Source organism: Bacillus sp. FSL R10-2780 (assembly GCF_038006125.1).
GTDB classification, from domain to species: domain Bacteria; phylum Bacillota; class Bacilli; order Bacillales; family Bacillaceae_G; genus Bacillus_A; species Bacillus_A cereus_U.
Window position 1 is genome coordinate 99,153 of the sequence record NZ_JBBOUQ010000002.1, and the last position, 13,582, is coordinate 112,734.

The following is a 13,582-nucleotide window of genomic DNA, read 5'->3' on the forward strand; positions in this document are numbered from 1 at the left end:
GAAAGGGTGACGTGCTTTTTATGAATATGCATCAAAAACAAGAGCTGTCTTTATTTGCCGAAGAGTTATATCGATATATGTCTCCCGCTACACTTAATCAATTAGCTATAGAAGCAGGTGGAATGAAACGAAAACGTAAGTGCCATGGGCACCATTTTTTATCTTTGTGTGTATGGTTAAATCAACAAATCGCTACAACCTCTCTTACTCAACTTTGTAGTCAATTAGAAACTTCAACAGGAATTTTATTAAGTCCTGAGGGACTGAATCGACGATTTAACTCGGCTTCTGTAGCCTTCTTTCGAAATGTATTTACTACACTTCTACAAGCTAAAATTGGAGGATCATCTACAATTTCTCATTCTCTTTCTGCTTACTTTGAGCGGATTCGCATCCTTGATTCTACAACCTTTCAAGTTCCAGATCGATTCGCAGCTACTTATCCTGGTGCCGGAGGCTGTAGTCATACAGCTGGTGTGAAAATTCAATTAGAGTATGACTTGTTGAGTGGAGAGTTTTCTGATGTGAAAATTGAACCAGGAAAACGAAGTGATCAGGCATATGGGGCGACTCGAATGGACATGACACAAAAGAATGAACTATATATTCGTGACTTAGGGTATTTTCGTTTACAAGACTTTAAATCGATCCAAGATAAGGAAGGGTATTATTTATCGCGTCTTAAATTACCAACTAAAATATATAGAAAAGAATTCGAAACAGTGGTATTTAAAACAAAACCTGCTCAATTGAGACCGGTATATATACAAATTCATTTGGAAGACATCATGAACCAATTACAACCTGGCCAAGTGTATGAATTACATGATGTATATGTAGGGAGCAAAGACAAACTACCCACTCGCATTGTGGTTTATAGATGTACAGAGGAGCAAAAACAGAAACGTCTACATGATCGAGCTATTCGTGAAAAGAAAAAAGGGATTACATATACAGAGCGTACGAAACTTTTACAAGGAATTACGGTATATATGACAAACATTCCTACGGAATGGGTACCGAAAGAGAAAATCTATGATTTATATTCACTGCGTTGGCAAATTGAGCTGTTATTTAAAATATGGAAATCTTGGTTTCGAATTCATCGTTGTAAATCTATTAAACAAGAGCGATTAGAATGCCACCTTTATGGACAACTCATTAGTATCCTATTATGTTCTTCTACTATGTTTAAAATGAGAGAACTCCTGTTACGTAAGAAACAGAAAGAACTAAGTGAATATAAAGCGATGTACATAATTAAAGATTATTTCTTACTTTTTCATCAAGCACTACATAAAAACACCCAAGAATTATCAAAGATTCTCCTTCGTCTGTTTAACCTCCTACAGCGAAACGGACGAAAATCTCACAGATATGAGAAAAAAACAGTCTTTGATATTTTAGGTGTTGTGTATGAGTATACCACTTCTGCCCATCAGGTAGCATAGCGAAAAATTTGAAACCCGTCAGGGTTTATTTGATGTGCCTACTTTTATAACATCTATAAAAGATAATAAAAAACTACGTTAAGTTGATGGATGTGGGGTACCGCCACATTGCTATCAAGCTAAGAAAAACAAATACCCCCAGAACGAAATTTTGTGCTAACTTTTAACAGAAAAGCTCATTTTTTCGTTTTGGGGTGAATCTATTTTCTTAAGTTGATGGGCATGGGGTAGCACCACATCACAATTTAGCTAGGAAAAGCAAATACCCCGAAATAAGAAAATTGGCATATCCAGGAAAAAGCTTAATTTTTTGTTTTAGGGTGTTATACAATTCTTAAGTTGAACAATTTAAGCAGCGTAGAAAGGTTTAATTTCTACGCTGCTTATAATTGATAATAAATTTAATATTTTTCTAAATTTATTATATAAGATTTTATAGCTTGCAATAAGAATTCTTCCTGTCCCATACCAGCATTCGCTGCCATTTGAACTACTTTTTGTTTAAATTCATGATCTGCATGAAAAGTTAATGGCTCTACATTACTTTTAAAGTAAATCCCTTCTACATGTGGAAGTATCGTGCCGGATTTCATATGAGAATGTAAGTACTTAATCTCTTCTTGAAATTGTAAAGGTTCTACTTGTAATACGAAAGGCTTAATTTCTAATTTGATAGTATCTGATGTAATAGTCAATCGCATATTTGTGACACCAAGTTTTTTATAAAATAAGTTTATTAGATTGTAAGTGATGGAATTAAATAGTTGGGGTTTTTTAAATGAAAAAGATAAATACCCTCGTTTCGTAATCACTGCTTGTTTATGGAAAGGTTCAAAGGAATAATCATGTTCCTTATAAGTGGATAGAGGGAAAATTTCTTCGTCCTCTGTAAGAATCTTGCCGTCTGCTCCATGGATCTCTATTACCCTAGCTGTTTTTCCGGTATGTTGATGTGTTAATAATTGATATAAATATATATCTTTATCTTGAACTTTAGTAATAAATGTTTTTCGCTCTTTTGTTGTAGTTTTTTCATAAGTAAGTTGAAAAGTTTCAAGGTCTTCTTTATCAATGACATATACTTCTTTTCCGCGTTTTTCTATCTTTAAAGCTGGTAATTTTCCAGATTTGATATATGTAAAAATAGTAGATGGTGCTACATTGAGAATTTCAGCTGCTTCTTTTGTACTAAGGCCTTTAACCTCTTCATTATTTTTTAAGCGTTCAATATCCTCCAAATAGAAAATTTTACTACCGAATTGTTTCCAATTATTTTTATATACACATTCTATTAATCCATCTTTTTCTTTCTTTAATATTGTCTGTACGGTTACTCCCAATAAGTCGGCTGCCTCTTTTGTCGTTACAGTAGGTTTCGTAATAAACAATAAATCTTGTGTCATGAAAGGATACCTCCTTAATTATTGTTTGCTAATATTTTAGATATGTATATATCATATCAGAATCTGATTTATATTTAAAATAAGAAATAGATTTTATTAAACATCATATGTATTTTTATATTTTATGAATATTTATAAATTATTTTATATTTTAATCAATCATTATCGCGAACTTTATTATATATGCGATATAAAAGTTATTTCATTTGCTATTAAATAATATCTATTTACTAATAAATTATAAAAAAATATAGGTATAGGTAAATAGAGAAGAATGTAGCATTCTTACAGAAAGAAAATGAATTATCATTTGTATAATTAATAAAAGTAAAATAAAATGATAAGTAAGGGTAATAAAGAGAATTATATTCATAATCTTCATTAGTAGAGGTGAATTCGAAATATGGATAAACAAAATGAAAAAGAGAACTTACTTATAATAAATAATCAAAGTGAAAATATAGATACATATGTAGAAAATATAAGAGATATGGTTCCATTCCTGCATAATAATCGTTATGTAGATAAAGTAGAAGAGAAGATGGAGGTTGCAGAAAAAGAGGGAAAGAGTAAATATACGTATTTAAGTGATCTGGAAGTCATTTATCATTTCATACATTTACAAAAAGATATGGATGAGAATAAGAATAGAAAAGAGGATACGAAAAAGAGTTATGTTTCTGAAATCTTATCATTTTGTCAGTGCATGGTGCAGCATGCAGAAGAGTTTGAATTAAATGGGGAAGAAGTACAGCAAAAGGACTCTTTATTGAAAACCTTACAACCTTGGCATATTCGTAAGTACAATTCTTGGTTGAAGCAGGTAGAGAACGGTAGGAATGGGGAAACATATGCAGTCGCAACACTTGCGAAGAAAACCGTGCTCATTCGTTCCTTTCTAAAACACCTTCATATATTTTCTTATATTGAAAAGCCACTTCATGAAGAACTGCAGCGTGCAAATGTAAATGAACAGGATCGGCCAAATCGGGACCTATCTTATGATGAAGTTATGAAAATTTTAGGGTTTTATAAAGAACGAGGACATGTAGTAAACTATACAATTTTACTAGCTCTGGCAAGTACCGGTGCGAGAATTCAAGAATTGTGTACAACAAAGGTAAAAGATTTACATTATGACGGAAAGTACTGGCTAAGGGTTACAGGTAAAGGAAATAAAGTGCGTGAACTTTTCATTTCTGAGCATTTATACCAGTGTATTTGTGAAATGAGACAAAGAAGAGGATTCCAAACGATACTGGATCGAGGAGATGAAAGTCCTTTATTTGTAAATCAAAGAGGGAACTTTTATAACTCAAAAACGTTATCAAACCAGGTAACAGATATGATAAAAAAGACAAGTTTAGAGTTTCTGCAGTATCGTGAGAATCCAGTAACGGCGCATACATTTCGTCATGCTTTTGCAATCATGGCAGTTGAACAAGGAAATGCTGATTTGTATCATTTAATGCAAACGCTTGGGCATGAAAATATCCAAACAACAAAAATCTATTTAGAGAAGCATATGAAACGGAAGAATAATGTAGGTACTTCCTTTGCGGATATGCTGCAATGACAAAAGAGATATGTATTAGGAGTTTTTTAGAAAAACTCCTGAGTATAGGATATTAAGCTACGATATCATTATATAAATAAACGGATATACTTAGGGGGAATATTAGTGCATGAAGGATTTGAAATAAGTGGGAAAAGTAAAGTTGTTTTTCATCATAGAGATTACAGGTTACAAAATATTTTTACTTATTACCAAATTAAGGATACTAAACATATTTATATCTCTACTTATAACTTTAATTTTGAAGACAAGGGACCAGATTCACCATATGATTTGTTAAAGAAAGCAGCAAAAGAAGGAGTTATGGTGACACTTGTATATGCTTGTGAACATAAAGATATATTTACTCCTGATATAGAATTTAAAAAGTTAATAAAATGCATTCAATTAAATGAAAACAATTTAGTAAATCATAGTAAGATAATCATTTTAGATTCTGTAGGCTATATCGGCTCTGCAAATTTTTCTAAAAGTAGTGATTTTAATTTTGAATGTGGAACTATACTTTATGATAGAGCAGATATTAAAAATTTGAAGAATTTATTTAAAAAGGTATTAATTGCAGAGAAAAAAGAAAAATACAATCGTGAAAAATTAGGGTTAGAAATTATTGATGAAATAGAGTTTCAATCAATAGAATTATATGATTTAATTGAAGCAAAAAAATTTGATAAAAACAGTTATGTTAATTGTATAAATAAAATAGTAGAGAGCAATCATAGTGTATTAAAAGATATATATGGTATTGTTTTTGAAGAAGATTACATAAATTATCTAAAGGAAATAAAGGATCAATTAAATACTGTTGTTAAACTATCTGATAATGATAAGGACGAGTTAAAGGAAATTTTATCGAAGATTATTGATACTTGTTCCATTGCAACAGATCAAATTTATTCATTTGCAGAAAGCATAGGGATGATAAAGTTAGCGGATAAACATTACAAGTGAATGAATGTTAATGTAGATGCAAGATTTAACTTTTGAGGAGGGTTAATTATAGAGTACTCAAGAATCTACACATTAAGAAATGGTCAAGAAAAGTCAATAAAAGTAGATTCCTGGCGTTCATTTAGAGAAGAAATGAATGTGTTAGGAATTCAGGATTCAGATGTGTTTCAAATTCAATTAGTGGAATATGGGAAAGAGAGAAAGAGAAAGGGTTCTCCTAAAAATACTAGAAGAAAATAGGTTATCATGCATAAATATCATAAATAGGCACATGTTATATACAAATATAATGGAGGTGCAATTATGAATATTCAAAGACACGAAAGTAATACAAATGAAATTCTTATTTCTGCTGCTGCAAGCGCTATTGAGCAAATGAAGTATGAAATTGCTCGTGAATTAGGAGTTACACTAGGACCTGATACATCATCACGTGCAAATGGCTCTGTCGGTGGAGAAATTACAAAACGCTTAGTTCGAATGGCTGAAGAACAATTAACTGGACAATACAGATTACACTAAGATAAAACGATAAAAGGAAAAAGGATCCATAAGATGAATCCTTTTTCCTTTTATTTACATAAACTCTGGGAATCATTTTGTATAACTTAAAAATGACCTCTCAGATTTATTTTTAAGAGGTTTTATTTGTTGTGACAATACAATAAGTATAGACTCTCATTAAACTCTTTAAAAGTAATCTGGATGCTATTAAACATTATTCCACTTAAAATCTCTATTTTTTTATTGCTTAAGGTGTATTTTGCAAGAATTCATCTACAAATTCTAAAATTATAGCATAAGTAAAGCTACACCATGCTCTTTTCACATAGGCTGAGAACTTATCTATATATTTAAACCTAATTTCTTATTATATGACGATATACTGGTCAAAATACCGCTATTAAAAGTAAAGTCTTTTACCTGTTGGTACTCTTCTAAAGTTACTTCATTGCCATGAGCTCCTTTGTTGCGAATATGACGTAAAACAGCAAGAGTATTTACAAAATCATTATAAGTTTCCTGATCAACAAATTGATTCAAAGGTTTTTCCTTTAGGTATACTTCAATATTACCTAGTGAACGTACTACCTCTTTCCCTTCTACAGTGTTAATAATGTAGCGTAACTCACTTTCTAATACAGACATCATACTAAAGGTTTGTACAGAGAAAGGGATTAGTTCAGGAGAATCAGTGTAACGATTTTCAGCAGTCTTAACATCTGCTAACTTTCTTTTTGTCTCTTCAGAAAGGTGCTTATATTGATGAGATATAACTTGATATTCATTATGTATTTCATTAAGGGCTTGGAAGGTTATCAATATGACGGGTAAACCTTCTTGTAACCTACTTTTCCCGTACGCCATACTATCACATATCAATGTCCAATCTATTAAAATATCATTTTTATGCTGTAATTCAAGTTGACAAGGAACACTGTCTTGTGGAATATGTGATGATAAAAGAAGTTTATAGCTTGCATCAACATATAATTGGATTGCACCATAATCAGTACCACTCACATCTGTAAGTAATCCATATTCTAGAAGAATACTTTCAGCAATTTGACGGATTAGGATTCGTTCACCAGCATGAAGTGTGGGTTCCTGGTTATACTGTTTCTTTAGTTCCACTGCTTTTAAATCGTGAAGATACTCGTATTTAGCAAATTGTGTATCCAATATAAATGAGTCTAAAAAAGATACATCATCAAAAATTGCATATGACTGCATTAGCTTTAATAAAGAGTGTGCCAAGAATTTAATTTTCTCATCATCCTCTTCATCACATGCTTTGTTCATTAAAACGAGAGTGCCAAGTACAAATTCTTTTGCACTATCTAAATAGTTATGTCCTGTATTGGAGAAGAGAGAATTGTATATTAAACGATGAAGTTGCCTTTGTTCCCACTCCATTTCTGCAAGCTGAAATTTCTTCATCTCTCGATCTACTATACGGAACATTCGATTAAGATTTTGTTGTCGATAAAACTTTTCAATATCTTTATGACGTACAGGAAGGATTGTATCATAAGCATTTATGTATACATCCACCCCACCTGGTCGCATTGTTAGTTCAAATCCATTTATAGTTATCATAATTTCATTCTTCCTCCTTTTTTCACTACTAACCCTCCTGTAAAATTATAGCATAATGGGATTTTTACACTCGCAAATAAACAATCAAAACGTTTTCATGTTCAATTTATATATTATATTTCTTTTCTTAATAATGATATCTTCTTAGATAAACCAATCCAAGGGATAAAACGGTACAACTTTTTTATAAACAGTTAATCTTTTTTCAAACCGACATTGGATTTATCATTTCGAACTACCTTAAAGATAAAAATGACCATTTTGAAATAACCCACAGGGGTACCGCCAGCATTTCGGAAAAAAACCACGTTAAGCAAATTTCGACAGAAAAAGAGCCGGGTTTTACCCCGTTAAGAGTAAACCGGCTCTTTTTTTATGTAATGGACGCAAGTTATGTAAGCCTGAATTATATGCTACATCAAAGTTATATTCACCTAGAAAGTTTATGTGCTCCCAACCTAATGGGGACACGTGGGGCATTAACTCTTCCCTGAATTCTCCCTTTTTTTGAGTTCTTCTGTCACTACCCCATCGCTATCAAGCTAAGGTTAGGAAAGGTTAGTTTCAGAAAAACTCTTCTTCTTTTTCTAAAAAACTAGTATAGATTATTGGAAATTATGCATATCAAATAAACCCTAACGGGTTTCATTTTTTTATTAGGCCGCTAGATTGTCCGACATAGTACAATTATATACGACACCTAATATATCAAAGACTGTTTTCTTTTCGTATCGATGCGATTTTCGTCCGTTTCGCTGTAGGAGGTTAAACAGGCGAAGAAGAATCTTTGATAATTCTTGGGTGTCTTTTTGTATGGATCGAAACAGAAGAGAAAAATAATCTTTAATCATATATATGGCTTTATATTCACTCAGCTCTTGTTTCTTCTTTGTGAGAAGTAATTTCCGCATTTGAAACATAATAGAGGAACAGAGTAGAATGGCAATCAATTGTCCATACAAATGGCATTCCAATCGTTCTCGTTTTATCTTTTTGCAATGATGAATGTGAAAGAATGATTTCCACGTTTTAAATAAAATTTCAATTTGCCAACGTAAAGAATACCAATCATGTACTTGTCCCATTGGGACAATATCTGTAGGGGTGTTTGTCATATATACATTGATACCACTGAGTCGTTTACTACGAGGAGAATACTTCATTCCTTTCTTTTTTTCTCTTACAGTTTGATCTTGTAATCGTTTTTGTTGTTGTTCTTTTGTTAGCCGATGAACAATCACGCGAGTTGGGACTTTATCAGTCATTCCTACAAAAGCGTCGAATATTTCACATGTTTGTCCTGGCTGAAGAGAGTTCATTAAGACCTCCATATCTATCTGTATATACTCTGTCCCTTTTTTGATTCTTCCATCTTGAAAATAATCAGGGGTGGAATTTTTTTGATAAATACGTGTATTTGACTTAATACGAGAGATATAGTAAGCCTTTTTATCTTGTATATATTGAAGGTCTTTCAAATGAAAATAACCTAAATCTCGAATACATAAATCATTCGCTGCCACAGTTGGGGCACACAGAGAACCGTAGGTCCGATCATGTTGTTTCCCCGGACCTGTATGAATATGTAGGAACTGTCCACTTAATAAATCATATTCAAGCTGAATCTTCACCCCCGCTGTATTGCTGCATCCCCCTGCACCTGGATAAACAGATGAAAATACATCGGGAAGTTGAAATGCAGTTGAATCTAAAATACGGATACGTTTGAAAATAGAGGTGTATGGAGAAGAAATCAGCTTAGTTGAAGATAACTTTTGGTTGAGAAGTTCGGCTAACAATTGTTGTAGAAATTGCACGGCTGTGGCATTAAATCGTTGATTCAGTCCTTCCGGACTGATAAGTACTTCTGTTGATGCTTCTAAACAGCTACATAACTGAGTTAAAGAGGTTTTAGCGACATTTTGACTCATCCATACACATAAAGCAACTAAATCTTTTGCTTGGTACTTACTGGTTCGTTGCACAAAACCGACATCTCTAGCAAGATTTCTTAAGATATTTGGAGATAAGAAGCTTTGAACTTCTTGAGCAAATAGTTGTAATTCATCAGAGACAGAAATAGACATACAAAAACGCCATCCTTTCCAATGATTCTACAGAAAGCATAGCGTATTTTTATATTTGTGAGATAGTTTTAGAGACAAAAATAATAGAAATGGAAAAAAAGAAAGGACAAACGCAATCTATATACGTCTTAATGCAAAATATATATTGCATTAATGTTGCTTATAATTTAATATATAGAATATAAGATGAAAAGTATAAAGATTATCTTTACAAACGGGGTGTATTTAATGTCAGTAAGCAAAATTAAAATTGCAAGAACAGAAAAGGGGCTAACTCAACAAGAATTAGCTGTGCTTGTAAATGTTACTCGACAAACCATTGGTCTTATTGAACTTAATAAATATAATCCATCTTTAAAGCTTTGCATTGATATAGCTAAATCACTCGATAAAACTTTAGATGAATTATTTTGGGAGGAAAAATAGAATGGAAAAACTAAAAAATTTGTTTTCACTCAGTACACATTCAGATGAAAGAATTCAGCAAATTGAAATGAAAATTTGGGCCCAATCTGGAATTGTGGTTTTATTGCTAGCCTTCATAGATTTAATAATAAGGGGCGTATACTTACAAAGACCGTTTCTAGAATGGGCTACAGCTCTTGGTATCATTATCTGTTATATGGTATTCTTCTTTATTAGATCCATTTTAGCTGGTGTTTACGAACCAGAAATCGATAACAAGGAAAAATTAAAACAAAAATTAAAAGATAAATTATCTTATACCCTTATTTTATCTTTTTCTGGTGTAGCATACACTACATATCATAATCAATTACCTCAAGATATTGTTGGATGGATCTTAGTATGTATAAAGTTCATTCTACTTGTTACTATTTTGTTTGGTATTCAATATTTTATTACTATATTAGCATGGAATAAATCCAATAAAATTCAATAAGTATAGACAAAAAAGCTTATCTTTTAGCACATAATGATAAGCTTTTTATTATTTTCTTCATCTCTTTTTCGTTTTAGGGGGTATTTTGTTTTGTTAGCTTGATAGCGATGTGGCGATACCCCTATAAGGCATAGCACAATAATTAATATACTCTTCATATTTTAGTCTCCGACATTTAATGTATTTTCATATTCTTTTATTACTTTGTAAAAAGTATTTTTCTTCAAGCCTAGTACCTCCATGAATTGAACCCCAGTTATTTCTCTATTTTTCCACTTCGGATAAGTTTCTAATACATACTGAATTTATGTAAATATTTCTCAATATTATATTATTACCATATATACTATAATATAAGTAATTCTTTTTATTATTTATATTTTTGTTATTTCCTGTTGCAGAATCCTTAAGATATTAAGGATTCCTTTTTTATATCTAAAATCAACAATTAAAAAGATAAGATCGGGGAACACGATCTTATCTTTAGTACAAGGAGTAAACAAAAGGAATAACCATCATATTTTTATTATAATTTATTTTTTGTTAATTTTGAATATTAAAACCAAAATTTACAAGTATATCTATATTGAGAAATTTAATACTAATTTAGTTGTAAATGTTTTTAAAAATGAATGTAAACTTTTAGCTGAAAGTTTACATTCATCCCCCGTTAACCATTGACTTTTATCTGTTTTTATTGATATTATAAAAAAAGATAAAAAAGTATACATTCAAAACGTTGAAAAAAAGGGGTTGAAAAACGAGTGGAGAAAAAGAAACATTTAATTGATGTACAACCAATTCGGAGCAAAGAACAGCTCGAAGATATGAAATGGTCTCTTAAACGTCATTGTTCAGATCGTGATTATATTTTATTCCTACTTGGGATTAATACTGGATTACGTGTAAGTGACTTACTTAAAATGGAAACGCATGAGATTTTAAAAATAAAGCGAAAAAAGCGGAAAGAATTTAAAGTTAAAGAAGGAAAAACAAAAAAGGAACGTATCATAAATATTACCTCTATTTTTGAGGAAGTATTTCCATACGCTGAAAATCTAAAAAGTACCTGGTTATTTCCTTCTCGAAAAGGTGATAAACCCATTAGTAAAATTCAAGCCTATCGACAGTTACAAAAAGCCGGAGATTTTGCCGGAGTAGAATCATTAGGTACTCATACTATGCGTAAAACATTTGGATATTGGTTTTACAAGCAAACAAAAGATATTGCTATGTTACAAGAAATACTGAATCATAGTACGCCACAAATCACATTAAGATACATCGGGATTAATAAGGAAGAAAAAGATAATATCCTTGATACATTTTGCATCTAATTTATTTTAGGTGCTTTTTGGTTTGTCGAAAATATAATGATTGATTTTGTTGATTTGAAATAAAGTCGTACCGTTCATAAAAAAGATGTACCATTTATAAATTATCAAGACCTAAATCGTAAAAAGTCATAAAAAATAAGGGATAATACATGACTAATTCATGGCCAACATCAAATTCATCCGCAAGCTGTTCTTTATCAAGCGCAGCATGATGGCCACCATCAACACCATGGTCAAAAGCATCCAATATGGTATGGAAGTGTTGGAAGTACTACGAGAACAGTTGGGCATTATTAATAAGAGCCAAATAAAAACTTCTCTTGGATGCAAGAGGATTTTTTTATTGGGAATAGTAAGGGTGAGGGGAGGTGCATTACATATGGGAAAAGGTAGAAGTAATAATGCTGGTAAAAAGCAACCGAATTTCGATGATTCATCTAATTTCGCTAAACAAAGCCAACCGACAGAAAAGAAGAAGAAATAAGAAAAGGAGCTCTCTTGATAAAGAGAGCTCCTTTTTAAGATATATTGACGTTTCAGCACAACATATCGATCGCTCAACCAAATAGTCATAAGTGCAAGGCTTAAATTCCTGCGAATGGCAGCCAATTTAAATTATTGTCCTGCTTTTTCTAATGCTTCTTGACGTTGACCTCATTTAAAATGCCAATACAAAAAAAGACGTGTTTCCTAAATAAACGCGCTCTTAATGGCGCATTATCTTTATTTTAAGCATTTAATAAAATTCTTCATGTTGTCCAGTTCTTGTTTTAATAACCTTGATAAAAATAATAGTTGTGGGAATGGCTCTAAAACCAAATCTTTATTAAAATTCTCTTTGATTTTAGCTAATCCATTTTGTTTTATAAATTCATTTAACGTTATTTGTCTACTACAAATCAACTCAACATCTTTTGGTGATAATAATAAGAGACCTTTTGACTCAGAAGAAGGTTTAGGTTCGTTATCTGTGAAAGCTATGTACATTACTGTAAATGATTCTTTTTTATTACCTTTAATAAGAATTGGATTTACTTCCTCATTCATTTGTATCTTATTTGCTTTTCCATTCCAACCATCTAAGTGAATAGAAGAAACTCATTCCAAATGGAAGAGTGGAGAAATAACAGCTGATATGTTTATGGAAATGTTAGAGCTAAAGAAAAACACGTTTTATAAAATAATGAAGGAATATGAAGAAGCAAAGTAGCATCTTGCCTATTGGAAATGCTACTTTGCCCCCAGTTGTAGGAACGCTGGTACTACCTCTAAATGTGAAAAAAGTTGTTTTTTTAATGTTAATAATAGCTAACAAAAAGAAATTGGAGTTCGCTTACTGTTATATAAAATACGAAAAATTTGTTATTTCTTGATTTATTACCTGAAGAAAAAGGATGACATTGTATCATCTCTTTTCAGTTAACCTAAAAAGTATAAATACTTTCTAGATATATAAATCCAACCATGATGCTACTTATGCCAAAAGTCTAGTAATCACCGCATTTTATTGATTATACTGGGGTTCTTCTTGCTGAACCTCCTGAATGCGTGGGTCTAAAGAATCAATAATTGTCTGTGTTTGCTGGGCTGCATTTTGATACAGTTGTTTTGCTTGCTGATTGTCAGTATCAAGAACAAATCCTTCTAAACTTGCTTGCGCACTTTTCAAACCAGAAATAGTTTGTTTGAGTTTAGTGATTACTGTCATAAATTGGTTCCTCCTTGAAAATATAACTTCAAAATTTAGGATATCTATCTTTGTATCAAAGTATACAG

13 protein-coding genes and 2 pseudogenes are annotated in these 13,582 nt (G+C 31.6%); 9 read left to right on the forward strand and 6 right to left on the reverse strand.

Annotated features, from left to right (window positions below):
- Positions 1 to 20 precede the first annotated feature (20 nt).
- Complete coding sequence (locus NSQ47_RS25555) at positions 21 to 1,451, forward strand: IS4-like element ISBce2 family transposase (protein WP_080019313.1); 1,431 nt, start codon at positions 21 to 23, stop codon at positions 1,449 to 1,451.
- A 401-nt stretch (positions 1,452 to 1,852) separates the two neighbouring features.
- Here the strand turns inward: NSQ47_RS25555 and NSQ47_RS25560 are convergent, their stop codons facing one another.
- Entirely contained in the window at positions 1,853 to 2,854 is a 1,002-nt protein-coding gene (locus NSQ47_RS25560) for a helix-turn-helix domain-containing protein (protein ID WP_341038430.1), read from the reverse strand.
- A 403-nt stretch (positions 2,855 to 3,257) separates the two neighbouring features.
- Between NSQ47_RS25560 and NSQ47_RS25565 the strand changes: the two genes are divergently transcribed.
- The 4 genes from NSQ47_RS25565 (at position 3,258) to NSQ47_RS25580 (ending at position 5,903) form a co-directional block, all read left to right on the forward strand.
- The gene (locus NSQ47_RS25565) at positions 3,258 to 4,430 is read left to right on the forward strand and encodes a tyrosine-type recombinase/integrase (RefSeq protein WP_341038432.1); all 1,173 of its coding nucleotides are present in this window, start codon (positions 3,258 to 3,260) and stop codon (positions 4,428 to 4,430) included.
- Between the two features lie 105 nt (positions 4,431 to 4,535).
- Positions 4,536 to 5,381, forward strand: a complete 846-nt coding sequence (locus NSQ47_RS25570) for a phospholipase D-like domain-containing protein (protein WP_341038434.1) — start codon at positions 4,536 to 4,538, stop codon at positions 5,379 to 5,381.
- Between the two features lie 45 nt (positions 5,382 to 5,426).
- The gene (locus tag NSQ47_RS25575) at positions 5,427 to 5,621 is read left to right on the forward strand and encodes a hypothetical protein (RefSeq protein ID WP_341038617.1); all 195 of its coding nucleotides are present in this window, start codon (positions 5,427 to 5,429) and stop codon (positions 5,619 to 5,621) included.
- A gap of 63 nt (positions 5,622 to 5,684) precedes the next feature.
- Positions 5,685 to 5,903: an alpha/beta-type small acid-soluble spore protein gene (locus NSQ47_RS25580; RefSeq protein ID WP_001025758.1), complete on the forward strand. Its 219-nt coding sequence runs from the start codon at positions 5,685 to 5,687 to the stop codon at positions 5,901 to 5,903.
- A gap of 324 nt (positions 5,904 to 6,227) precedes the next feature.
- On the opposite strand, the gene NSQ47_RS25585 is transcribed toward NSQ47_RS25580, so the two are convergent.
- Both NSQ47_RS25585 and NSQ47_RS25590 read right to left on the reverse strand, forming a co-directional pair.
- Complete coding sequence (locus tag NSQ47_RS25585) at positions 6,228 to 7,481, reverse strand: hypothetical protein (RefSeq protein WP_341038436.1); 1,254 nt, start codon at positions 7,479 to 7,481, stop codon at positions 6,228 to 6,230.
- 656 nt (positions 7,482 to 8,137) lie between these two features.
- Positions 8,138 to 9,568 (reverse strand): IS4 family transposase, encoded by a 1,431-nt coding sequence (locus NSQ47_RS25590; RefSeq protein ID WP_341038437.1) that lies wholly within the window; start codon positions 9,566 to 9,568, stop codon positions 8,138 to 8,140.
- 228 nt (positions 9,569 to 9,796) lie between these two features.
- Here NSQ47_RS25590 and NSQ47_RS25595 point away from each other — a divergent pair, with 228 nt between their 5' ends.
- On the forward strand, positions 9,797 to 9,994 hold the full coding sequence (locus NSQ47_RS25595) for a helix-turn-helix transcriptional regulator (RefSeq protein ID WP_000116561.1): 198 nt from the start codon (positions 9,797 to 9,799) through the stop codon (positions 9,992 to 9,994).
- Position 9,995: 1 nt separating this feature from the next.
- Complete coding sequence (locus NSQ47_RS25600) at positions 9,996 to 10,469, forward strand: DUF6773 family protein (protein WP_000413175.1); 474 nt, start codon at positions 9,996 to 9,998, stop codon at positions 10,467 to 10,469.
- Positions 10,470 to 10,630: 161 nt separating this feature from the next.
- Here NSQ47_RS25600 and NSQ47_RS25605 read toward each other — a convergent pair.
- Positions 10,631 to 10,759: pseudogene (locus NSQ47_RS25605) on the reverse strand (recombinase family protein); the annotation flags it as partial.
- Between the two features lie 474 nt (positions 10,760 to 11,233).
- On the opposite strand from NSQ47_RS25605, the gene NSQ47_RS25610 reads away from it, so the two are divergent.
- Positions 11,234 to 11,806: a tyrosine-type recombinase/integrase gene (locus NSQ47_RS25610; RefSeq protein ID WP_215582784.1), complete on the forward strand. Its 573-nt coding sequence runs from the start codon at positions 11,234 to 11,236 to the stop codon at positions 11,804 to 11,806.
- A 723-nt stretch (positions 11,807 to 12,529) separates the two neighbouring features.
- Here the strand turns inward: NSQ47_RS25610 and NSQ47_RS25615 are convergent.
- Positions 12,530 to 12,853, reverse strand: a complete 324-nt coding sequence (locus NSQ47_RS25615) for a hypothetical protein (protein ID WP_215582787.1) — start codon at positions 12,851 to 12,853, stop codon at positions 12,530 to 12,532.
- Positions 12,854 to 12,893: 40 nt separating this feature from the next.
- Here NSQ47_RS25615 and NSQ47_RS25620 point away from each other — a divergent pair.
- A pseudogene (locus NSQ47_RS25620) lies at positions 12,894 to 13,016 on the forward strand (recombinase family protein); the annotation flags it as partial.
- 294 nt (positions 13,017 to 13,310) lie between these two features.
- On the opposite strand, the gene NSQ47_RS25625 reads toward NSQ47_RS25620, so the two are convergent.
- Positions 13,311 to 13,514 (reverse strand): DUF1657 domain-containing protein, encoded by a 204-nt coding sequence (locus NSQ47_RS25625; protein WP_265959211.1) that lies wholly within the window; start codon positions 13,512 to 13,514, stop codon positions 13,311 to 13,313.
- Positions 13,515 to 13,582 lie beyond the last annotated feature (68 nt).

Excerpts from the sequence above, each read along its gene's own strand:
- NSQ47_RS25585 (WP_341038436.1), bottom strand. The coding sequence starts at position 7,481 with ATGATAACTATAAATGGATTTGAACTAACAATGCGACCAGGTGGGGTG.
- NSQ47_RS25600 (WP_000413175.1), top strand. The coding sequence starts at position 9,996 with ATGGAAAAACTAAAAAATTTGTTTTCACTCAGTACACATTCAGATGAA.
- NSQ47_RS25555 (WP_080019313.1), top strand. The coding sequence starts at position 21 with ATGAATATGCATCAAAAACAAGAGCTGTCTTTATTTGCCGAAGAGTTA.
- NSQ47_RS25560 (WP_341038430.1), bottom strand. The coding sequence starts at position 2,854 with ATGACACAAGATTTATTGTTTATTACGAAACCTACTGTAACGACAAAA.
- NSQ47_RS25580 (WP_001025758.1), top strand. The coding sequence starts at position 5,685 with ATGAATATTCAAAGACACGAAAGTAATACAAATGAAATTCTTATTTCT.
- NSQ47_RS25590 (WP_341038437.1), bottom strand. The coding sequence starts at position 9,568 with ATGTCTATTTCTGTCTCTGATGAATTACAACTATTTGCTCAAGAAGTT.
- NSQ47_RS25565 (WP_341038432.1), top strand. The coding sequence starts at position 3,258 with ATGGATAAACAAAATGAAAAAGAGAACTTACTTATAATAAATAATCAA.
- NSQ47_RS25615 (WP_215582787.1), bottom strand. The coding sequence starts at position 12,853 with ATGAATGAGGAAGTAAATCCAATTCTTATTAAAGGTAATAAAAAAGAA.
- NSQ47_RS25595 (WP_000116561.1), top strand. The coding sequence starts at position 9,797 with ATGTCAGTAAGCAAAATTAAAATTGCAAGAACAGAAAAGGGGCTAACT.
- NSQ47_RS25625 (WP_265959211.1), bottom strand. The coding sequence starts at position 13,514 with ATGACAGTAATCACTAAACTCAAACAAACTATTTCTGGTTTGAAAAGT.